Below are 22,225 nucleotides of genomic sequence, written 5' to 3' on the forward strand. Positions count from 1 at the left end.
GCGCAACGACGCGCCGCCCGATGATCCACCCGCGTCATGAAGGGGAATCCGTGAACGCGACTCTGTTCTTCCAGTGGGTCGGCATGCTGCCGCCGGTCCTCCAAGCCCTCGTGGTGGTGGTCGCCTTCGTGGCGGTCGTCGCCGTCATCCTGCTCCTCGTGGACATCGCTCCGCGCAAGGGCACCCTCTACACCTTCATCCGGCTGGGGATGTGCCTGCTCATCCCGCTCGCCGTGATGCTGTTCTTCAACTCCTGGTACTGGGCCATGGGCGTCGCCGTCGTCGTCGGCGCCGTGTTCTTCCTCCTGGACTACCGGTCCCGAGACGGCGTCGGGTACCTGATCCAGCTCGTGGCCTTCATGGCCCCGGCTCTGCTCCTGCTGCTCGTCGGGCTCATCCTCCCGTCGATCCAGACCATGTACTCGTCGTTCCGCAACTCCTCGAACAGCGACTTCGTCGGGTTCGCGAACTACGTGTGGATCTTCACGCAGTCCGACGGCGTCACCTCGGTGGTCAACTCGATCATCTGGGTGCTGCTCGTGCCGACCGTGTCGACGATCGTCGGCCTCGCCTACGCCGTCTTCATCGACCGCACCCGTGGCGAGAAGATCTACAAGGTGCTCGTCTTCATGCCGATGGCGATCTCGTTCGTCGGCGCCAGCATCATCTGGCGGTTCATGTACGAGTACCGCGGCGGCGACTTCAAGCAGATCGGTCTGCTCAACCAGATCCTCGTGTGGTTCGGCGGGACGCCGCAGCAGTGGCTGCTCAACGAGCCGTGGAACAACCTGTTCCTCATCGTCGTGCTCATCTGGGTGCAGACCGGTTTCGCGATGGTGGTCCTCTCGGCATCCATCAAGGGCGTGCCGGCCGAGCTCCTCGAAGCCGCCGAGCTCGACGGCGCGAACGCCTGGCAGCGCTTCCGGTCCGTCACGGTGCCGTCGATCCGCCCCGCGCTCATCGTGGTCCTCACGACGATCTCGATCGCCTCCCTGAAGGTGTTCGACATCGTGCGCACCATGACCGCCGGCAACTACGGCACCTCGGTGCTGGCGAACGAGATGTACACGCAGTTCTCGAAGTTCGAGGCCGGACGCAGCGCCGCGCTGTCGGTCATCCTGTTCATCCTCGTGCTGCCGATCGTCATCTACAACGCCCGACAGATCAAGAAGCAGCGGGAGGTGCGCTGATGAGCGACACGCTGAAGACCGAGACCCCGGCCTCCACCCGCGCGATCACCACGGGCGGAGGGCTGGATGCCGCGGCGGGACGCGCCCGCAAGAAGCTGTCCCGTCCGTGGGCGTCCGTCGGGTCCATCGTCATCGCCGTGCTGTGGACGATCCCGACGCTGGGGCTGTTCATCTCGTCGTTCCGCCCGCGGGATGACATCCAGTCCAGCGGTTGGTGGGAGTTCTTCGCGAACCCGCAGGTGACGTTCGACAACTACGTGCAGGTGCTGCAGTCGGGCACCACGCAGCTGACGATCCTCGAATCCTTCGTGAACTCGATCGCGATCACGATCCCCGCGACCATCATTCCGCTGATGATCGCGGCGATGGCCGCGTACGCGTTCGCGTGGATCGACTTCAAGGGGCGCAACGCACTGTTCATCTTCGTGTTCGCGCTGCAGATCGTGCCGATCCAGATGGCCCTCGTGCCGCTGCTCAGCTCGTTCTCGCGGGGGATCAACCTCTTCGGTGTGCAGGTGACCGAGCCGCTGGGTGCCTCGTCCGGGTACGCGCAGGTGTGGATCGCCCACACGATGTTCGCGCTGCCGCTCGCGATCTACCTGCTGCACAACTTCATGTCGGAGATCCCCGGCGAGATCATCGAGGCCGCGCGCGTCGACGGAGCCTCGCGCGGACAGATCTTCTTCCGCGTGGTGCTGCCGCTGACGATGCCGGCGATCGCCTCGGTCGCGATCTTCCAGTTCCTGTGGGTGTGGAACGACCTGCTCGTAGCCCTCGTCTTCGCCGACGGGGCCGCGGCGCCGATCACGAAGCTTCTGGCCGAGATCACGGGAACCCGAGGCAACGACTGGTACCTGCTCACGGCGGGTGCCTTCGTGTCGATCATCATCCCGTTGATCGTGTTCTTCGCCCTGCAGCGCTACTTCGTGCGAGGGCTGCTGGCGGGGTCGACGAAGGGCTGACCGACAGCACGCGGGGACAGGATGCCGCGGCCGGGTGCAACACAACCCCGGCCGCGGCATCCGCACGTCTACCCTGAAGTCATGAAGTATGCGCACTCGATCGTCGACCTCGTCGGCGACACGCCCCTCGTGAAGCTCCAGCGCGTCACGGAGGGCATCGCGTGCACCGTGCTCGTGAAGCTCGAGTACCTGAACCCGGGCGGGTCCGCGAAGGACCGCATCGCGTCCCGCATCATCGACGCCGCCGAGGCATCGGGCGAGCTGAAGCCGGGCGGGACGATCGTGGAGCCGACCAGCGGGAACACCGGAGTGGGTCTGGCGCTCGTCGCGCAGCAGCGCGGCTACTCGTGCGTCTTCGTCGTGCCCGACAAGGTCGGCGACGACAAGATCGACGTGCTGCGCGCCTACGGCGCCGAGGTCGTCGTGACCCCGACCTCGGTCGCGGCGGACAGCCCCGAGTCCTACTACAGCGTGAGCGACAGGCTGGCGCGGGAGATCCCCGGGGCGTTCAAGCCGAACCAGTACGAGAACCCCAACGGACCGCGGAGTCACTACGAGACCACCGGGCCGGAGATCTGGCGCGACACCGACGGCGGCATCACGCACTTCGTGGCCGGCGTCGGCACCGGCGGCACGATCACCGGCACCGGGCGCTACCTGCGCGAGGTGTCGGACGGCCGGGTGCGCATCGTCGGCGTCGACCCCGAGGGCAGCGTGTACAGCGGTGGCACCGGCCGCCCGTACCTCGTGGAGGGCGTCGGCGAGGACATCTGGCCCGGCGCCTACGACCCGACCGTTCCGCACGAGATCGTCGCGGTCGACGACGCCGAGGCCTTCGCGATGACCCGTCGGCTGGCCCGAGAGGAGGGCATCCTCGTCGGCGGATCGAGCGGCATGGCCGTCGTCGGTGCGCTGCGCGTCGCACGGGAGCTGCCGGCCGAGGCCGTGATGGTCGTGCTGCTGCCGGACGGAGGGCGCGGCTACCTGGCGAAGATCTTCAACGACGGATGGATGCGCTCCTACGGCTTCAGCGACGTCGAGGAGGGCGAAACCGTCGCCGACGTGCTCGCCGCCCGTGCGCCACGGCAGGGGGAGGGCATCCCCGACCTCGTGCACGCGCACCCCACGGACACCGTGCTCGAGGCGATCGGCCTCATGACCGAGTACGAGGTCTCGCAGCTCGTCGTGCTCAGCGCCGAGCCGCCCGTCATGATGGGCGAGGTCGTCGGCACGGTCGACGAGAAGGGCCTGCTCGACCTGCTGTTCCGGGGAGAGGCGAAGCCGACGGATGCCGTGGGGGCGCACGTGGGGGAGCGGCTGCCGCTCGTCGGCATCCATGCTCCGCTCGCGCAGGCCCGGGCGGCGCTGGCGGACGCGGACGCGCTGCTGGTGACCGACGGCGGCAAGCCGCACACCGTGCTCACGCGGCAGGATCTGCTCGCCTACCTGTCGCGCTGACCCCGGGCGTAACGCGGGGGCTTCCGGTGGGGACGCGGACGTAGGCTGAGGGAATGTCCGAGCACTCCTTCGCCACCCGAGCCATCCACGCGGGTCAGGATCCCGACCCGACGACCGGCGCGATCATCCCGCCGATCTACCAGGCCTCCACGCACGTGCAGGACGGCATCGGCGGGTTCCGCGAGGGCTACGAGTACAACCGGGCGGGCAACCCGACGCGTTCCTCGCTCGAGACGCAGCTCGCGGCGCTCGAAGGGGGAGTCCGTGCCCTGTCGTTCGCCTCGGGTCTCGCCGCCGAGGACGCGCTGCTGCGCGGCATCCTCGCACCCGGCGACCACGTCGTGCTCGGCAACGACGTCTACGGCGGCACCTACCGGCTGTTCGCGAAGGTGCTCGCCAAATGGGGCATCCTCTCGACGGTCGTCGAGCTCTCCGACACGGATGCCGTGCGTTCGGCCCTGCGCCCCGAGACGAAGATCGTCTGGATCGAGACGCCCAGCAACCCGCTGCTCAAGATCGTCGACATCGCGCTGATCACCGAGATCGCGCACGCGGCCGGCGCGATCGCCGTGGTCGACAACACGTTCGCGTCGCCCGCGCTGCAGCAGCCGCTGTCGCTCGGCGCCGATGTGGTCGTGCACTCCACGACCAAGTACCTGGGCGGTCACTCCGACGTGCTCGGCGGCGCCGTGGTGTTCGGCGACGACCGCTTCGTCGAGGACGTGAAGTTCCAGCAGTTCGCGGTCGGCGCCGTGTCGGCGCCGCTCGACGCCTGGCTCACGACCCGCGGCATCAAGACGCTCGCCGTGCGGGTGCGTCAGCACTCTGAGAACGCGCAGGCCGTGGCCGAGTGGGCGGCGGAGCGCCCCGAGTTCGCGCAGGTGTTCTACCCGGGTCTCGCCTCGCATGCGGGTCACGACATCGCCGCACGTCAGATGAGCGGCTTCGGCGGGATGCTGTCGCTCGGCCTCGCGGCCGGCGCAGACGCGGCCAAGGCCTTCGCCGAGTCGACAGAGCTGTTCCAGCTCGCGGAGTCGCTGGGCGGGGTCGAGTCGCTGATCGGGTATCCGCCGGACATGACCCACGCCTCGGTGCGCGGCACCGAGCTCGCCGTGCCCGAGAACGTCGTGCGCCTCTCGGTCGGCATCGAGGATGCGGCCGACCTGATCGCCGACCTCGAGCAGGGGCTCGCCCGCATCGCACGCTGAGTCCCGGCATCCGGGGGAGTAGCATGGATGCTTCGCTCGAATCGTTTCGAGCAGGCTCCCCTCGATCCGGAAGAACCTGTGTCTGACGCGCCCCGCACCGATTCGGTGCCCACCGACTCCGTGCCCACCACTCCCGCTCCCGAGCGCACCGCGACCGGCAGCATCCGCGTGCCCTCGTCGACCGGTGCGATCCGCACGCTCGGGTCCAACCCCGCGACCGCGCCGATCATGCTGCACCCCGGCGACTCGATCTCGAACGGACGTCGTGCGCTGTACATCGTGCTGCTCGGGGCGCTGACCGCGCTCGGGCCGTTCACGATCGACCTGTACCTTCCCGCGTTCCCCGTGCTCGAGGAGGACTTCCAGACCACCGCTGCCGCCGTGCAGCTCACGCTCACGGGCACCATGATCGGCTTCGCGCTCGGCCAGCTGATCGTCGGACCGCTCAGCGACAAGATCGGACGTCGCATCCCGCTCATCGCCGTCACCGCGCTGCACGTGCTCGCGAGCGCGGCAGCCGCCTTCGCCCCGACGCTGCCGCTGCTCGGCGGGGCGCGCGTGCTGATGGGCGTAGGGGCGGCTGCGGGAGGCGTGGTCGCGATGGCGATCGTGCGCGATCTGTTCGGCGGACGTCGACTGGTCGTGATGCTGTCGCGCCTCGCTCTCGTGTCGGGCGTCGCGCCGGTGGTGGCCCCGCTGATCGGCTCCTGGCTGCTCACGCTCATGCCGTGGCAGGGGATCTTCATCGTCCTCGCCCTGTACGGGGTGGTCATGCTCGTGTCGACACTGTTCTTCATCCCCGAGACGCTGCCGGTGGCGCGGCGGCAGGAGCGCGGCGGTGCCACCGTGCTGCAGCGCTACCGTTCGGTCTTCTCGGACCGCGTGTTCATCGGCGTCCTCATCATCGGCGGCATGACGTTCTCGGGCCTGTTCTCGTACCTGTCGGCCTCGCCGTTCCTGTTCCAGCAGACCCACGGGCTCGACGCGCAGCAGTACGGCATGCTGTTCGCCGTGAACTCGCTCGGCGTCGTGCTCGGCGTGCAGACCGCCTCACGCCTGGCCGCGCGCTTCGGGCCGCAGTGGGTCATGGCGTACTCGACGGCGGTGCTCCTGCTCGCGGGCACGGCGATCATCGTGACCGACCAGCTCGGCCTCGGGCTGTGGGGCACGGTCGTCCCGCTGTTCTTCTTCATGACGGCGTGCGGGTTCACGTTCCCGAACGTGCAGGTGCTCGCGCTCGATCGTCACGGCAAAGCGGCCGGGACCGCGGCCTCCGCGATCGGCGCGACGAACTTCGGCGTCGCCGGACTCATCTCGCCGATCGTGGGCTGGATCTCGAAAGGCGCGGGCATCACCGCCACGACGATGGCCTCGGTCATGGTCGGCTGCGCCGTGATCGCGATCCTCTCGCTGTGGCTGATCGTGCGTCCGCGCACGGTCGCGATGCTCGCTCCCTGATTCCCAGCATCCACCCGGCAGAATGGTCGGATGAGATCGCGGACGATGCTGTGGTGGGGATTCGGGATGCTGGCCGCGGCCGCAGTGCTCGGAGCCGTGATCGTGTTCGGGTACACCGAGCCGCCCGGGTTCGACCGCTGGTGGAACAGCGAGATCGTCGAGAACCGCGCGGACTGGATGCTGACGTTCGCCCTCGTGCTCGATCACATCGGCGGAGGCTGGGTCGCGATCCTCGGTGTGCCGCTGCTCGTGATCCTCGCCTTGCTGCTCGCACGTCGATGGCGGGGCGCGCTGTTCGCGGCGATGGCTTTTCTCGCGAGCGCGGGGATGGTGCAGCTGCTCAAGCACCTGTTCGGCAGGGCGCGCCCCGAGGACATGATCGTCGCGAGCGACTTCGGGTCGTTCCCGTCGGGTCACACCGCGAACGCCGCGACGATCGCGCTCGTGCTGTACCTGCTGTTCCCGCGGGTCTGGGTCGCGATCGTGGGGGCGGCGTGGATCGTCGCGATGGCGCTCTCGCGCACCCTGCTGTCGGTGCACTGGACGACCGACACCCTGGGCGGAGCCCTCGTCGGTGCGGGCGTCGTGTTCGTGCTCGCGGGGTTCGTGCTGCCGTGGGCGCGCACGATGTCGGAGCGCATCCCACGATCGCGGACCCCGGCCGCGCCGATAGGCTGACGGCATCCCCACTCATCGAGGAGTCTCCGTGTCGCGCATCCGCCCGTACCGTCCGTCCGACCGCGCCGCCCTGTACGAGGTGTGCGTGCGCACCGCGGATGCCGGGGGCGACGCGACGGGCATCTTCACGGACGACGAGCTGTGGGGCGACCTGTTCGCGGTGCCGTACGTCGAGCGGCATCCCGACCTCGCCTGGGTGGTCGAGACTGACGACGAGCGCGTGATCGGCTACATCGTCGCGACGGACGACACCGAGGCGTTCTCGACCTGGTTCCGTGACGAGTGGTGGCCGGCCCTGAGCGCCAAGTACCCGCGCGCGGCGGAGCCGTCGACCCGCGAGGAGAAGATGGTCGAGTACGGCTACGCCCAGGCGCCCGGGAAGAACGCGAACGCGGGGGAGTACCCCGCCCACCTGCACATCGATCTGCTGCCCGAGACGCAGGGCCAGGGACTCGGACGCCGTCTCATCGAAACGCTGTTCGCCGAGCTCGAGCGCCGCGGCGTGAAGGGCCTGCATCTCGGCATGGACCCCAAGAACACGGGAGCTGCCGCGTTCTACGAGCGCCTCGGAATGACACGACTCCCCGCCGAGCCCGGCGGGCAGAGCTACGGCGTGACCTTCGGCTGAAGCGTGACCCCCGGTCGTTGAGCGAGGAGCGCAGGGTTCCTCCTCGGTCGTTGAGCGAGGAGCGCAGCGACGAGACGAAACGCGTCAGGTCTCGCGGAGACCTGCACTGAGCGAGCGGAGCGAGTCGAAGTGTCGCTCAACGACCGGGGTTCTATCGACCGACGCTGTCATCATGAGCGACACGAACGCCACGATTGCAAGCACGAAGCCAAGGGCAAGAACGGACATGAATATGCCGTCTAATGAAGTCGGAACAAGTGGATTCATGAGATTCTCCTTCGACGGTAAGCGCGCGTCGGCCCGTTTAGCGACGCTAAGCGGGCCTACGCGTGCACATGTGTCGCTACTATCGCCAACCACCCGATACATACGCTCCCGTGCCACCGCCAGTGACGTACTGGATACCGGACGAGGTGCTCCAGGAAACAGTACTCCGGCACGAGCACAGCATCAGGTAAACGTCACACAGCCCCCGCTTCGTGAGGCCTTCAGGCGTGTGGCGGTGACGGCGGGACTCCGCTCTTCGCTGCGCTCAGGGCTCCCCGAATCCCACAGCATCAGATAAACGTCAAACGGCCCCCGCTTCGCGAGGGCCGTTTGACGTGTGGCGGTGACGGCGGGATTCGAACCCGCGGTTGCTTGCACAACACACGCTTTCCAAGCGTGCTCCTTCGGCCGCTCGGACACGTCACCAGGGAACAACCTGAACAGTCTATCCGATCGCGCCCGATGCCCATGACCAGCCGCCTCCGGGCCGTGCGCCCGCGGGCGCGACGTAAAATCTCCAGGTGGCAACCCCCAAGATCGTGCTCTTCTACGTGTTCACTCCGCTCGCCGACCCCGAGGCGGTACGGGTGTGGCAGCGCGACCTCGGCGAGGCCCTCGGACTGCGCGGACGGCTGCTGATCTCGAAGGACGGCGTCAACGGCACGCTCGGCGGCGACCTCCCCGCTCTCAAGAAGTGGGCGCGCTCGTTCCGTTCGTATGCGCCGTTCCGCGACGTCGACCTCAAGTGGAGCGAGGGCACGGGGGTGGATGCCGAGGGGCGCAGCCTGGACTTCCCGAAACTGAGCGTCAAGGTGCGAGAGGAGATCGTGTCCTTCGGCGCTCCGGACGAACTGCGCGTCGACGAGAACGGCGTGGTCGGCGGCGGCACGCGACTGAGCCCCGAGGCGTTGCACGAGCTGATCGGCGAGCGCGGCGACGACGTCGTGTTCTTCGACGGGCGCAACGCGCTGGAGGCGCAGATCGGCCGGTTCCGCGGCGCGGTGGTGCCCGACACCGACACGACCCGCGACTTCGTGCAGCTGCTCGATTCCGGCGCTTACGACGACCTCAAGGGCAAGCCGGTCGTGACCTACTGCACGGGCGGCATCCGCTGCGAGGTGCTGTCGAGCCTCATGACGTCGCGCGGCTTCGGCGAGGTCTACCAGCTCGAGGGCGGCATCGTCCGCTACGGCGAGACCTTCGGCGACGAGGGGCTGTGGGAGGGCTCGCTGTACGTGTTCGACAAGCGCGGCTCGGTCGACTTCTCCGACCATGCGGCCGTGATCGGCGAATGCGCGGGATGCGGCGCGGCGACCAACCGCACAGCCAACTGCCCCGATCCGTCGTGCCGCACGCAGTTCGTGGTCTGCGCCGCATGCGACACCGTGCGCTGCACCGCGCACGCCGCCTGAACCGCCGTCACCGAGAGCAGGGGCTCGCACCGAGACCGCGACATCCTCGGCTCAGGCGAGCAGCGGAGAGTCCTGCCCGCTGGTGGCGAACAGCGACCGCGGAACGAGCAGCGCCCGAGCCCGCGACGGACGGTCCACGCTGTGGCGCAGGCGGGTGAGCACCGTGCCGAGAGCCTCGTCGAGGCCGTGCGCCGTCGCTCCGGTCGGGCGCGCGTAGCTGGCGCGTTCGACGGCATCCGTGAGCACGCGCATCGCGTCGGCATCCACCCCGTTGTCGCGCACGAGATCGGCGCCGCGCATGCGCGGCGACTCCGCATCGGAGACCGCGACTCCCAGATCGAGCATGGTCGCCCGCAGCTCGGCCCAGGCGGATGCCGCGTCGCCGCGTCGCGCCCGCCCGCGGCGGACCGCGCGCTGGGACAGGCGGATCAGCGCCGGGAGCAGCAGCACGACGAGGATCCCGAGGGTCGTGAAGAGGACCGGTGAGGGATCGAGCGAGCGCAGCTGACCGGTGGCGCCGGCGTTGTCGCCCGCGTCCGGACGCTCGACCTCCGGGCCCGTGGTCGGCGCGGCCGTCGGGGCCGCCGAGGGCTCGGTCGGGGTCGCGCCGCCCGAGCCGCCACCCGTGGTCGCCCCGGCCGCGAAGGCAGTGGGCACGCCGAGCGAGGCCGTCGGCTCGAACGGCACCCAGCCGATGCCGGGGAAGAGCACCTCCGGCCAGGAGTGCAGCTGGTCGCTGGACACCGAGTACACGGCCTCCTCGCCGCGCGTGGTCGTCGTCCGTGCGCCCGGGAGGTACCCGACGACGATGCGCACCTCCATGTCGAGGCTCTGCGCCATCAGGGCGAAAGCACCGGCGAAGTGGATGCAGTACCCCGACCGTACGTCCAGGAACTGCGCGACGGCATCGGCACCGGTGCCGTCGAAGTCCTCCTCGACCGGGGTCTCGAGCGAGTACGTGAACTCGCTGCGGAACCACGATTGCAGCGCGATCAGGCGGTCATAGTCGTTGTCGGCGTCGGCCGTGACCTCGTCGGCGGTCTCGCCGATCACGGCAGGCAGCTCGACGGGCTCGGCATCCGGGTCCGTCGTGAGGGGCGCGGCGGGAGTCTCGCGGATCTGCTCGAGCGTCGGCTCCACGTCGAGGGAGCGCACGGTGTAGTCGTTGCCGGCGGCATCCGCACTCCTCGAGGCGATCGTCCGGTTGTCGGGGCTCAGCCGCCACGCCGCAGGAATGCCCTGCACGCTCGTCGCCGGATACGGCACCGGCAGCCACGAGCTCGACATGCGGATCACCCGGATCGACGTGCTCTGCTCCTCGACCGGGATGTCGGGTCCCCAGTCCTCCGCGCCGAAGCCCTCGCTCTGGGCCTGCAGGTCGCCGCGGTCGGGTCGCCACACCCGACCGTCGAACTCCGAGAGGGTCGTGAGACGCAGGTAGGGCGCGGTGTCGGCCGTCGTCGCGAGCGTCAGCACCTCGACAGGGTTCGGCTGACGGAGGTCGTCCCCCAGCCGCAGGGAGGCATCGACCGACACACCCGCTCCCGTGCCCGTCAGGCTTGCCGACACGGGCAGTACGGGGGCCACGATCATGGTCGAGGCGAGCGCCGCGGCGCCGACACCTGCCGCGACCGCCGCAGAGGAGCGACGGGGTGCCTCGGGATGCTGGGCGGCGGTCTGCCGGAGCAGCAGGATGAGCAGGACGGCGAGCATCACGAACCACACGACGTTCACGCCGCTGACCGTCACGATCATCGGCATCGAGCCGATCACTCCGGTGAGGAGGAAGGCGATGACGGCGCCACGCTGCGCGACGAGCTGATCCAGGAGGATCGCGACGACCGCGAAGCCCGCGCCGAGGACCGCCTGCAGACCCGGAGACGCGCTGAGGGGCGCAGAGCCGAAGGTGATCTGCTCAGCGGCCGAGGCGAACAGGGTCTGGAAGACCACCAGGGTGGTGTCGGTCGGGATCACGCCGAAGACCGCGGTCTCACCCGCCACCAGCTGGGTGACGGTCGCCGCCGCGACCACGATCTGCGCGCCAAGCGTCACGAGGTCGCGCACCCAGGCAGGTCGGCGCTTGAGCAGCGTGCGGGTGAGCATCCCGGTCAGGCCCGTCACCACGATCACGACGACGACCGTGAGCGACCAGGATCCCGGAGCGATCACGGACGTGTACGGCCACATCGCGACGATGCCGGCGGCCGCAGCCATGACGGCCGGCCACAGTACGCCGGTCGGGAGATCGTGCTCCCGATGCCAGCGCGGCGTCGCCTGCGCGGCCGTGCGCTCACGCCGAGACATCGCCGGCTCCTCGACGTTCCGCAGGGGTCAGCCCGACCCGCTCGGGGAGGGCGTCCTCCCAGGCCTCGGCGACGTCGTCGCCGAGGGTCGCGACCCGCCAACCGTGCGGCTCGGCGGCCTTCGCGGCCCCCGGTTGCGGGTCGGTCGTGAACAGGAGGGGAGCCGCCGCGCCGGCGGGACGCAGCAGCGCGGCATCCTCTTCGTCGAGACGACCCGTGATGTAGACGAGCGGTCCGGGCGGGGTGCCGCCGACGAGCGACGTGAGATCGCGGGCCTCTCCACGCGGTGTCACGAGAGCCAGCGCCACCAGCAGACCGTCGCGGTCGTCCTCATGGCCCCGCAGTGTGCCGAGCAGCGCTCCGGTGGTGTCGATCACGTCGACTCCGTACCCCTCCTGCATGAGGTGCACCGCGGCCGATGCGCACAGCGACACCGCGGCCTCGAACGCAGGATCGGCCTGATCGCCCGACGCCGACCACCGACCCGCGCTGCGGTCGAGCACGACGAGGGCGTCAGGACTCGACTCCTCTTCTTCCTGACGCACCATGAGCTGGCCGCGGTGGGCTGTCGCGCGCCAGTGGATGCGGCGCATGCTGTCACCCGGGATGTACACGCGCGGCGAGAGATTGTCGCTGCCCTGGCCGAGACGACTGGACGAGGTCTGCGCCGTACCGCCCGCCGCGCCCACGCGGACCGCGAGAGGGGACAGCGTGAACACCTCGGGCACGACCGTGACCGTGCGGGTCTCCCCGAACTCCTGCTCGCGCTGCGCGAGCCCGAACGGGTCGACCGTGCGCAGCAGCAGCGGTCCGATCGGCCACACCCCGCGCCGGACGCCCGTGATGAGGTAGCTCAGCTGACCGGTCTCCGGCGGATACTCGCCGGCGGCGTCGCCCGAGACCGCGTCGGGGAGCACGTCGCGCCACAGACCGCGCGGCACCCGCAGGGCCCGCAGCGAGAAGCGCAGGGTGACGCGCGAGGTCTCCGAGACCGTGAGCAGATCGGTCGAGATCTGCCTCGTCACGGTGCCGGAGCGGCGCGGCGCCCGCACGACGATCACGGCGAGGATCGTCAGCGCGAAGAGGAGGATGCCGAGGTACAGGAGGACGACCGCGCCGAGGAGATTGGCCGCGACGAGGCAGCCCGTGCCCGCGATGAGCGCACCGGTGCCCCGCAGAGTGAGCATCCGGCGGCGGGGCATGACGGCCTCCCGATCAGGATCGCGCGGCGATCGGCACGCGCACGCGGTCGACGATCTGCCGCAACGCGGACTCGACGGGCTGGGCGCCGGCGCGGTGCGCGCCGCGAGCGGGCAGGAGACGGTGGGCGAGCACCGGGGCGAGGAGCGCGGACACGTCGTCCGGGATCACGAAGTCCCGACCGTCGAGCGCCGCCCACACCTTGGCCGCGCGGATGAGCTGGAGCGTGGCCCGAGGGCTCGCGCCGAGGTGGAGGCTCGGGTCGGATCGCGTCGCCTGCGCCAGCGCGACCGTGTACTCCTCGACCGCCGGTGCGACGTGCACCGAACGCGCCCACGCGATGAGCGCCGTGATCGAGGCGGCGTCCGCGACGGACGTCACCGAGGACAGCGGGTTGACGGTGTCGCGCTGCCGCAGCATCTCGGCCTCGGCCGCGGCATCCGGGTAGCCCATCGAGATGCGCATCATGAACCGGTCGCGCTGCGCCTCCGGGAGAGCGTACGTGCCCTCCATCTCGAGTGGGTTCTGCGTCGCGACCACGAGGAACGGATCGGGGAGCGGGTGCGTCGACCCGTCGACCGTGACCTGCCCTTCCTCCATGGCCTCGAGCAGGGCGGACTGCGTCTTGGGCGAGGAGCGGTTGATCTCGTCCGCGATCACGATGTGCGCGAACACGGCGCCGCGCTTGAACTCGAACTCGCGATCGACCGGGTTGTAGACGCTCACGCCCGTGATGTCGCCGGGCAGCAGGTCGGGCGTGAACTGGATGCGGCGCACCGTGGCGTCGACGCTCGCGGCGAGAGCGCGGGCGAGCATGGTCTTGCCCACGCCCGGCACGTCCTCGATCAGCAGATGGCCCTCGGCGAGCAGGCAGACGAGCGCGCTGCGCACCGCGTCCGGCTTGCCGTCGATCACGCGCGAGACCGAGTCGATGATGGCCGAGGTCTGCGCGGCGAACTGCGCGGCGTCGGTCACGGGTGGTCTCGGGGGCGGGTTCTCTGGCATGCGTTCCCTCTCGCGTGGGCGCAACGATGCGCGCGTGCACCGATCGTAACCCGAGCGGCAGGGAGCGAGCTCCGGATCGGCTAGACTTGTCCACGGCTCTCCGCGTGGCGGCATCCAGGCCAATTCCCCCAGGGCGGAAACGCAGCAAGGGTAACCGGGCTCTGCTGGGTGCGCGGAGGGTCACTTTCTTTTTCAGGGTCTTCCGGGGCGCACCTGCCAGGATCGAGACGTGACGAGCCCCGATGTGACCCGCAGCACCCGCGCATCGCGCCCGCTCGGGCGTTTCGCTTCGCCGATCCTCCTCCTCGCGGCTATGTGGATCGTCCAGGCAGCCGATGCGATCCTGCCGGGATCCTTCACCGGCTTCGGACTGCGGTCGTGGGACCTCGAGGGTCTCCTGGGCATCCTCGTCGGCCCGCTGCTGCACGCGAACTGGCAGCACCTGATCGCCAACTCCCTGCCGCTTCTCGTGCTCGGCTGCCTCGTCGCGGTCGAGGGCGCACGCCGGTTCTGGACCGTGACGCTGCTCGCCGCGGTCGTCGGCGGCCTCGGAACCTGGCTGCTCAACGCACCGGGCACGCTCACGGTCGGCGCCTCCGGCCTGGTGTTCGGATACTTCGGCTACACCGTGCTGCGCGTGTTCGCACCGGGGCGGGTCTCGCACCGCATCCTGTACGCCGTGGTCGCGGTGATCGTGATCGCCCTGTACGGCGGCTCCATGCTCGCGGGGGTCGTGGGCGTGCGGGAGGGCGTGTCGTGGCAGGCGCATCTGTTCGGCGCGATCGGCGGGGGGCTCGCGGTCTTCCTCGGACGCGGACGGTCTCGCGCGACATGAGAGGCGCCACGAAGAGGCGGAGCACGCGACGGCGGACGACGGGCCGACGCCCCTCGGGTCGCACGCGCCGCCGCCGGGTCTCGCCACGCCGGCGCGCGCAGCGACGGATGCAGCGGAGACGGGTGCTCGTCCGGATCGCGATCGCCGCGGGGGCCGTGACTCTCACCGCGCTCGCCGCGATCCTCATCCCGCTCGGACTCGCGCACGAGAAGCCCATGGCGATCTGTCTGAGCGACCCGACCACGTTCCCCGAGTCGGGTATCGCCGGGTGGGAGGGCGAGCAGCTCGACAACGCCGCCACGATCATGCAGACCGCGACGACCCTCGGGTTCGGACGGGACGGGCAGATCCTCGGCGTCATGACCGCGATGGGGGAGAGCAGCCTCCGCAACATCGACTACGGCGACTGGGAGACGAGCGGGTTCACGAACCCGGACGGAAGCCGCACGACCAGCATCGGGCTGTTCCAGCAGCAGGACTGGTGGGGGAGCGCGGAGCAGCGGATGGATCCCGCGACCGCCGCGACCCTGTTCTACCAGCGGCTCGCCCGCGTGCCGGGATGGCAGGATCTCGACCGCTCGCTCGCGATCCACCGGGTGCAGATCAACCTCGACCCGACCTATTACACGCGCTACGCCGAGGACGCCGTCGCCGTGGTCGACGCGATGTCGGAGCCCTGCTGACCCGCACGTCCACGGCGGCGGTTCTCACGGCCGACGCCCATGATCCGCGGGTGAGGTGCACCTAAGCTGGAGCCGTGGCGCAGAGCATCTACATCACCTCGGCCGAAGGCCATACCGGGAAGTCCACGATCGCCCTCGGCGTGCTCGATGCGCTCATGAGGGTCACCCCGCGGGTCGGCGTCTTCCGGCCGATCGCCCGCTCGGTCACAGAACGCGACGAGGTGCTCGAGCTCCTGCTCGCCCACGACGGCGTGCAGCTCGCGTACGACGACTGCATCGGCGTGACCTACGACGACGTCCGCGACGACCCCGACCGCGCACTGTCGACCATCGTCGCCCGGTTCAAGGCCGTCGAGGCGCAGTGCGACGCGGTCGTGATCATCGGCAGCGACTACACCGACGTCGCGAGCCCCGCCGAGCTCGGCTACAACGCGCGGATCGCCGCGAACCTCGCCGCCCCCGTCCTGCTCGTGCTCAGCGGTCGCGACCAGCAGCGCCAGGCCGAGCAGCTCGGCACGACCACGGCCCGCACGCCCGCCGCGGTCGGGCAGATCGCCGCGCTCGCACTCTCCGAGCTCGAGGTCGAGCGCGCCGAGCTCCTCGCGGTCGTCGTCAACCGCGCCGACCCCGAGCGCCTCGGCGAGATCGAGTCCGCGGTCGCCGCGGTGCGTCCGGCGCGCACGACGCCCGTATGGGCCATGCCCGAGGACCGCACCCTCGTCGCACCGTCGATCCGCGGCATCCTCGCGGCGGTCGACGGCCGCCTGATCAAGGGCGACCCCGACCGGCTGGCACGCGAGGCGCTGACGATCGTCGTCGCCGGGATGTCGATGGTGAACGTGCTGCCGCGGCTCACCGAGGAAGCGGTCGTGGTGATCCCCGCCGACCGCACCGAGGTGCTGCTCGCGACATTGCTGGCCGACGCCTCCGGGACGTTCCCGCGGGTGGCCGGCATCATCCTCAACGGACCGTTCCCGCTGCCCGAACCCATCGTGCAGCTGCTCGACGGCTTCCCCTCGACGGTGCCGATCATCGCGACGGACCTCGGCACCTACGACACCGCCGTGCGGGTCATGGGTGCGCGCGGACGCATATCGCCCGAGTCGCGTGCGCGCTACGACCGCGCGCTCGGCCTGTTCCAGACGCACGTCGACATCACCGAGCTCACGACCCAGCTCGGCCTCGCCGAGTCGAAGGTCGTCACGCCGCTCATGTTCGAGTACGGCCTGATCGAGCGGGCGCGCTCGGACCGTCGCCGCATCGTGCTGCCGGAGGGCGACGACGACCGCATCCTCCGTGCCGCCGCCACGCTCCTGGCGCGCGAGGTCGCCGATCTCACGATCCTCGGCGACGAGTCGGCGATCCGGGCGCGGGCGGTCGAGCTCGGCGTCGACATCGCGGCGGCCGACATCGTGAGTCCCAACGATCCCGCACTCGTCGAGCGCTTCGCGGCCGAGTACGCCCGGCTGCGTGCGCACAAGGGCATCACGCTCGCCCAGGCGGCCGACACCGTCACCGACGTGTCGTACTTCGGCACCATGATGGTGCATACAGGGCTCGCCGACGGCATGGTGTCGGGGGCCGCGCACACGACGGCGCACACGATCCGCCCCTCGTTCGAGATCATCAAGACCCGCCCCGGTGTGAAGGTCGTCTCGAGCGTGTTCCTCATGGCGCTTGCCGATCGCGTGCTCGTGTACGGCGACTGCGCCGTGATCCCCGATCCCACGGCCGAGCAGCTCGCCGACATCGCGGTCTCCTCCGCCGCGACCGCGACGCAGTTCGGGATCGACCCGCGCATCGCGATGCTGTCCTACTCGACGGGGGAGTCGGGTTCCGGTGCCGACGTCGACAAGGTGCGCGAGGCGACCGCCCTCGTGCACGAGCGCGCTCCCGAGCTGCTCGTGGAGGGCCCGATCCAGTACGACGCGGCGGCCGACGCCGCCGTCGCGAAGGCCAAGCTCCCCGACTCCGCCGTCGCCGGACGCGCCACCGTGTTCGTATTCCCCGACCTCAACACGGGGAACAACACCTATAAGGCCGTGCAGCGGTCGGCGGGTGCCGTCGCGATCGGACCCGTGCTGCAGGGCCTCAACAAGCCCATCAACGACCTGTCGCGCGGTGCGCTGGTCGACGACATCGTCAACACCGTCGCGATCACCGCGATCCAGGCGCAGGGGGCCGCATCGTGACCACCATCCTCGTGATCAACAGCGGGTCGTCCTCGCTCAAGTACTCCCTGATCGACATCGAGGACGAGCGGGAACTCGCGAGCGGGCTGATCGAGCGCATCGGGCAGGATCTCAGCGCGATCGCGCACACGGTACGACCGGATGCCGCGGGCGAGGCCGTCGTCACGATGCTCGACGCCACGCACGAGAGCGAGAGACGGGTCGCCGACCACGACGAGGCCTTCGCGGTGATGCTGGAGCAGTTCGCCGAGCACGGACCGTCGCTCGACGAGCATCCTCCCGCCGCGGTCGGCCATCGCGTCGTGCACGGAGGAGCGCGGTTCTACGCGCCGACCCTCGTGACGCCGAACGTCGAGGAGCAGATCGCCGAGCTCGCGGTGCTCGCGCCGCTGCACAACCCGGCGAACCTCGCCGGGATCGTGGCCGCGAAGGCGGTCTTCGCGGACGTGCCGCACGTCGCGGTGTTCGACACGGCCTTCCATCAGACGCTCCCGCCCGCCGCGTACACCTATGCGATCGACGCCGAGCTGGCGGCGGAGCACAGGGTGCGTCGCTACGGCTTCCACGGCACGAGCCATCAGTTCGTCAGCGAGGCGGCCGCCGCGTTCCTCGGGCGTGACCTCGGCGCGCTCCGCCAGCTGGTGTTCCACCTCGGCAACGGCGCCTCGGTCACCGCGATCGACGGCGGACGCTCGGTCGAGACGTCGATGGGGCTCACTCCGCTCGAGGGGCTCGTGATGGGGACCCGCTCCGGCGACCTGGACCCCGCCGCCCTCGTGCACCTGTCGCGACGTGCCGGATACTCGATCGACGACCTCGATGCGCTCCTCAACACCCGCAGCGGTCTCCAGGGCCTCGCGGGGCGCAGCGACATGCGCGACATCCTCGCCGGGCGCGACAGCGGCGACGCCGCGGCGACGCTCGCGTTCGACGTGTACATCCACCGCCTGCGCGCCTACGCGGGTGCGTACATCGCCCAGCTGGGCGGGGTCGACGTGATCTCGTTCACGGCGGGGGTGGGAGAGAACGCGGCGGCCGTGCGCGCGGAGGCCCTCGCGACCCTCGGGTTCGCGGGCGTCGAGATCGACCACGGGCGCAACGTCGAACGGCGCCGCGGCATCCGTCGCATCTCCACGGACGCGTCCCGGGTGGCGGTTCTGGTGGTGCCGACGAACGAGGAGCTCGAGATCGCACGGCAGACCTCCCGGATGCTCTGACCCCGACCGCATCTGGGGGTTTCCGCCGCTCGCCGAGCCGCACTACGCTTGCACAGTGGCACGGAGATGGTGCCGGAACCCTCGTCCCTCTCCTGGAGGCTCCCGTGCCCGACGCACTGCCCGATCTGCTCCGCACCGACGGGGTCCTGTTCGACCTCGACGGCGTGTTGACGCCCACCGCCGAAGTGCACATGCGCGCCTGGAAGCACGTGTTCGACGAGGTCTTCGCGCAGTGGGGCATCGAACCCGCCTACACGGATGCCGACTACTTCGACTACGTCGATGGCAAGAAGCGCTATGACGGGGTCGCGAGCCTCATGCAGAGCCGCAACGTCGAGGTCCCGTGGGGCGCGGTCGACGACCCGCCCGAGGCCGAGACGATCTGCGGCATCGGCAACCGCAAGAACGCGGCCTTCGCCGCCTCGCTGCGTGCCGAGGGCATCGCGCCCTTCCCTGGATCGCTCGCCCTCGTCGAGAGGCTGACCGCCGCCGGCATCCCGCTGGGTGTCGTGTCGAGCTCGAAGAACGCCGAGGAGGTTCTGGGCGCCGCCGGCATCCGCGACTTCTTCCGCGTCGTCGTCGACGGCGTCGTGGCGGAGCGCGAGGGACTCGCCTCCAAACCCGCCGCCGACATGTTCCGCGCCGGCGCCGTCGCGCTGGGCGTCGACCCTGCGCGCAGCGTCGCGGTCGAGGACGCCACCTCGGGCGCCGCCTCGGCGGCCGCTGCGGGCTTCGCGACCGTCGTCGGCGTCGACCGCGGCGCCGGTGCCGAGGCGCTCCTCGCCGCCGGGGCGACCGTCGTCGTGGAGGACCTGGACGCGTTCCTCCCGGCATCCGATTCCACCCCGAACCCCTCGTCCGCACCCTCCGACTCCGAGGAGACCGCATGATCGACCGCGACCGCTTCCCCGTCGACCCCTGGCGCCTGATCGAGACGCGCTACTCCGAGGACGGGGTGGGCGAGACGCTGTTCGGCGTCGGCAACGGCTACCTGGGCCTGCGCGGCAACCACATCGAAGGACGTGGCGCGCACGAGCACGGCACGTTCGTGAACGGACTGCACGAGACCTGGCCGATCCGCCACGCCGAGCAGGCGTACGGATTCGCGGAGGTCGGACAGACCATCGTCAACGCGCCCGACGCCAAGGTCATGCGCGTGTACGTCGACGACGAGCCCATCTCCTTCGACGTCGCCGACGTGCGCGAGTACCGTCGCACGCTCGACATGAAGACGGGTGTTCTCGAGCGCGTGCTCGTGTGGGAGACGCCGTCCGGCAAGCGCGTGCGCATGCGCGACGAGCGCATCGTGAGCTTCGAGGAGCGGCACCTCGCGATCCTGCGGCTCGAGGTCGTGGTCGAGAACTCCGACGCCCCCGTCACGGTCAGCTGTCAGCTGCTCAACCGTCAGGACGGCGCCGGCGTGTACGCCGGCATCCCGACCGAGGCGAAGAAGGGCTTCGACCCGCGCAAGGCCGAGAAGATCGCCGAGCGCGTGCTGGAGCCGGCCGAGCACTGGCAGGACGGCCTGCGCTCCGCGCTGTCGTACACGGTCGCGGCCTCCGGCATGACCGTCGCGGTGGTCGCGGACCACATCATCGAGACCGAGAACGAGTACACCTCGCGCACGCTCATCGAGGAGGACATCGCCAAGAACGTCTTCCGGGTGCAGGCGAGGGCCGGAGTGCCGATCTCGATCACGAAGCTCGTCAGCTACCACTCCTCGCGAGGTGTGCCGCCGCGCGAGCTCGTCGACCGCTGCCGCCGCTCGCTCGACCGCGCGATGTCGGAGGGCGTCGACGAGCAGTTCCGCCGTCAGGCCGACTGGCTCGCCGCGTTCTGGGAGCGCAGCGACGTGCGGATCGACGGGCAGGATGCCGTGCAGCAGGCGACCCGGTGGTGCCTGCTGCAGCTTGCACAGGCGTCGGCCCGCGCCGACGGCACCGGAGTGCCGGCCAAGGGCGTCTCGGGGTCGGGCTACAGCGGCCACTACTTCTGGGACACCGAGATCTACGTGCTCCCGTTCCTCACCTACACCTCGCCGCAGTGGGCCCGCAACGCGCTGCGCGCGCGTGTGCACATGCTCCCCGCGGCCCGTCGACGCGCGGCACAGCTCAACGAGGCAGGGGCGCTGTTCCCGTGGCGCACCATCAACGGCGAGGAGGCCTCGGCCTACTACGCGGCCGGCACCGCGCAGTACCACATCAACGCCGACGTGAGCTTCGCCCTCGGCAAGTACGTGCGGGCGACCGGCGACGAGGACTTCCTGCGGCGCGAGGGCATCGACGTCGCGATCGAGACGGCGCGGCTGTGGGCCACCCTCGGGTTCTGGCGCTCCTCGCACGCCGTGCCGGGGGCGGAGGGCGCGATCGAGACCTTCCACATCCACGGCGTCACGGGGCCGGACGAGTATACGACCGTCGTGAACGACAACCTGTACACGAACGTCATGGCGCGGTACAACCTGCGCTATGCGGCCAAGGTCGTCCGTGAGGCGGAGGAGGCGAACGGCGAGGAGTTCGCGCTCGTGCGCGAGCGCACCGGGCTGCAGCCGGGCGAGGCCGAGGGCTGGGAGCGCGCGGCCGACGCCATGTTCATCCCGTACAGCGAGGCGCTCGGCATCCACCCGCAGGACTCGCTGTTCCTCGAGCGCGAAGTCTGGGATCTGGCACACACGCCCGACGATCAGCGCCCTCTGCTCCTGCACTTCCACCCGCTGGTGATCTACCGGTTCCAGGTGCTCAAGCAGGCCGACGTCGTGCTCGCGCTGTTCCTGCAGGGCAACCACTTCACGCCCGAGGAGAAGAAGGCAGACTTCGACTACTACGACCCGCTGACCACGGGCGACTCGACGCTCTCCGCCGTGGTGCAGTCGATCCTCGCGGCCGAGGTCGGGTACCAGGACCTCGCGCTGGAGTACTTCGAGCAGTCCCTGTTCGTCGACCTCCACGACCTGCACCACAACGCGGCCGACGGCGTGCACGTCGCCTCCGCCGGCGGCGTGTGGACGGCGCTCGTGTGCGGCTTCGGCGGCATGCGCGACTGGGCGGGCGAGCTGAGCTTCGACCCGCGCCTCCCCGCGGACTGGCCGTCGCTGTCGTTCCCGCTGCAGTGGCAGGGGTCGGCCCTTGAGGTCACCGTCACGAAGGACGAGCTCCGCGTGCATGTGCGCTCGGGCGAGCCCGTCCCGTTCACGGTGCGCGACGTCGCCTACATCGCGACGACGGAGGACGACGTCGTGGTGCCGCTCGCCGACCAGGGGCCGCTGATCCCCGGGCGTCCGACGCTGAGGCAGTTCGCCGATGCACGCCGTGAGGACGGCACGCGTTTGTCGGCCTCCGTGCCCGTCATCACGACCGCGATCCCGGTGATCGACTCCCAGGACTGAGCCGACTCTTCGCGACCGTTTCCACCGACGCCCCATCTGGCCGCCCACGCCCCATCGTGTGGACCGCGCTCAGGTGGGGCGTCGGCGCGCAGATGGGGCGTCGACGGGGGCGAGGCGGAACATCGGATGCCGGAGCCCGGGCTG

The 22,225-nt window shown here is 70.1% G+C and carries 17 protein-coding genes, 1 tRNA gene and 1 other RNA gene; 15 read left to right on the forward strand and 4 right to left on the reverse strand.

Annotated features, from left to right (window positions below):
• Positions 1-50 precede the first annotated feature (50 nt).
• From MRBLMX7_RS15020 to MRBLMX7_RS15050, 7 genes are all read left to right on the forward strand, one after another.
• The gene (locus MRBLMX7_RS15020) at positions 51-1,190 is read left to right on the forward strand and encodes a carbohydrate ABC transporter permease (protein ID WP_363369682.1); all 1,140 of its coding nucleotides are present in this window, start codon (positions 51-53) and stop codon (positions 1,188-1,190) included.
• Entirely contained in the window at positions 1,190-2,152 is a 963-nt protein-coding gene (locus MRBLMX7_RS15025) for a carbohydrate ABC transporter permease (RefSeq protein ID WP_050722571.1), read from the forward strand. The genes MRBLMX7_RS15020 and MRBLMX7_RS15025 overlap by 1 nt, the downstream gene beginning before the upstream one ends.
• A gap of 81 nt (positions 2,153-2,233) precedes the next feature.
• Positions 2,234-3,610 (forward strand): cystathionine beta-synthase, encoded by a 1,377-nt coding sequence (locus MRBLMX7_RS15030; RefSeq protein WP_363369684.1) that lies wholly within the window; start codon positions 2,234-2,236, stop codon positions 3,608-3,610.
• A 53-nt stretch (positions 3,611-3,663) separates the two neighbouring features.
• Complete coding sequence (locus MRBLMX7_RS15035; RefSeq protein ID WP_363369686.1) at positions 3,664-4,818, forward strand: cystathionine gamma-synthase; 1,155 nt, start codon at positions 3,664-3,666, stop codon at positions 4,816-4,818.
• 78 nt (positions 4,819-4,896) lie between these two features.
• The gene (locus tag MRBLMX7_RS15040; protein ID WP_363369688.1) at positions 4,897-6,276 is read left to right on the forward strand and encodes a multidrug effflux MFS transporter; all 1,380 of its coding nucleotides are present in this window, start codon (positions 4,897-4,899) and stop codon (positions 6,274-6,276) included.
• Between the two features lie 30 nt (positions 6,277-6,306).
• Positions 6,307-6,954: a phosphatase PAP2 family protein gene (locus MRBLMX7_RS15045; RefSeq protein ID WP_363369690.1), complete on the forward strand. Its 648-nt coding sequence runs from the start codon at positions 6,307-6,309 to the stop codon at positions 6,952-6,954.
• A gap of 28 nt (positions 6,955-6,982) precedes the next feature.
• On the forward strand, positions 6,983-7,582 hold the full coding sequence (locus MRBLMX7_RS15050; protein WP_363369692.1) for a GNAT family N-acetyltransferase: 600 nt from the start codon (positions 6,983-6,985) through the stop codon (positions 7,580-7,582).
• 605 nt (positions 7,583-8,187) lie between these two features.
• On the opposite strand, the gene MRBLMX7_RS15055 is transcribed toward MRBLMX7_RS15050, so the two are convergent.
• Positions 8,188-8,275: transfer RNA gene (locus MRBLMX7_RS15055), tRNA-Ser, on the reverse strand.
• 95 nt (positions 8,276-8,370) lie between these two features.
• Between MRBLMX7_RS15055 and MRBLMX7_RS15060 the strand changes: the two genes are divergently transcribed.
• Positions 8,371-9,261, forward strand: coding sequence for a rhodanese-related sulfurtransferase (locus MRBLMX7_RS15060; RefSeq protein ID WP_363369694.1), 891 nt, complete (start codon positions 8,371-8,373; stop codon positions 9,259-9,261).
• A gap of 51 nt (positions 9,262-9,312) precedes the next feature.
• On the opposite strand, the gene MRBLMX7_RS15065 is transcribed toward MRBLMX7_RS15060, so the two are convergent.
• From MRBLMX7_RS15065 to MRBLMX7_RS15075, 3 genes are read right to left on the reverse strand one after another with little or no spacing between them, the layout of a single operon-like run.
• The gene (locus MRBLMX7_RS15065; protein ID WP_363369696.1) at positions 9,313-11,565 is read right to left on the reverse strand and encodes a DUF3488 and transglutaminase-like domain-containing protein; all 2,253 of its coding nucleotides are present in this window, start codon (positions 11,563-11,565) and stop codon (positions 9,313-9,315) included.
• On the reverse strand, positions 11,552-12,766 hold the full coding sequence (locus MRBLMX7_RS15070; RefSeq protein WP_363369698.1) for a DUF58 domain-containing protein: 1,215 nt from the start codon (positions 12,764-12,766) through the stop codon (positions 11,552-11,554). Before MRBLMX7_RS15070 ends, MRBLMX7_RS15065 begins: the two co-directional genes overlap by 14 nt.
• A gap of 13 nt (positions 12,767-12,779) precedes the next feature.
• Positions 12,780-13,769: an AAA family ATPase gene (locus tag MRBLMX7_RS15075; RefSeq protein WP_363369699.1), complete on the reverse strand. Its 990-nt coding sequence runs from the start codon at positions 13,767-13,769 to the stop codon at positions 12,780-12,782.
• 91 nt (positions 13,770-13,860) lie between these two features.
• On the opposite strand from MRBLMX7_RS15075, the gene ffs reads away from it, so the two are divergent.
• From ffs to MRBLMX7_RS15110, 7 genes are all read left to right on the forward strand, one after another.
• Positions 13,861-13,957, forward strand: an RNA gene (gene ffs, locus MRBLMX7_RS15080) — signal recognition particle sRNA small type.
• 41 nt (positions 13,958-13,998) lie between these two features.
• Positions 13,999-14,604: a rhomboid family intramembrane serine protease gene (locus tag MRBLMX7_RS15085; RefSeq protein ID WP_363369701.1), complete on the forward strand. Its 606-nt coding sequence runs from the start codon at positions 13,999-14,001 to the stop codon at positions 14,602-14,604.
• A 107-nt stretch (positions 14,605-14,711) separates the two neighbouring features.
• The gene (locus MRBLMX7_RS15090; protein ID WP_363369704.1) at positions 14,712-15,287 is read left to right on the forward strand and encodes a hypothetical protein; all 576 of its coding nucleotides are present in this window, start codon (positions 14,712-14,714) and stop codon (positions 15,285-15,287) included.
• A gap of 74 nt (positions 15,288-15,361) precedes the next feature.
• A complete protein-coding gene (gene pta / locus MRBLMX7_RS15095) occupies positions 15,362-17,479 on the forward strand; it encodes a phosphate acetyltransferase (protein WP_363369706.1) in 2,118 nt (705 codons plus the stop codon).
• Positions 17,476-18,696 carry an acetate/propionate family kinase gene (locus MRBLMX7_RS15100; RefSeq protein WP_363369708.1) on the forward strand — a complete coding sequence of 407 codons (1,221 nt, stop codon included), beginning with the start codon at positions 17,476-17,478 and terminating at the stop codon, positions 18,694-18,696. The genes pta and MRBLMX7_RS15100 overlap by 4 nt, the downstream gene beginning before the upstream one ends.
• A 104-nt stretch (positions 18,697-18,800) precedes the next feature.
• The gene (locus MRBLMX7_RS15105) at positions 18,801-19,586 is read left to right on the forward strand and encodes a beta-phosphoglucomutase family hydrolase (protein ID WP_363369710.1); all 786 of its coding nucleotides are present in this window, start codon (positions 18,801-18,803) and stop codon (positions 19,584-19,586) included.
• A complete protein-coding gene (locus MRBLMX7_RS15110; protein ID WP_363369712.1) occupies positions 19,583-22,081 on the forward strand; it encodes a glycoside hydrolase family 65 protein in 2,499 nt (832 codons plus the stop codon). Before MRBLMX7_RS15105 ends, MRBLMX7_RS15110 begins: the two co-directional genes overlap by 4 nt.
• Positions 22,082-22,225 lie beyond the last annotated feature (144 nt).

The sequence above is a fragment of the Microbacterium sp. LMX7-1.2 genome (assembly GCF_040675935.1).
Classification (GTDB): Bacteria; Actinomycetota; Actinomycetes; order Actinomycetales; family Microbacteriaceae; genus Microbacterium.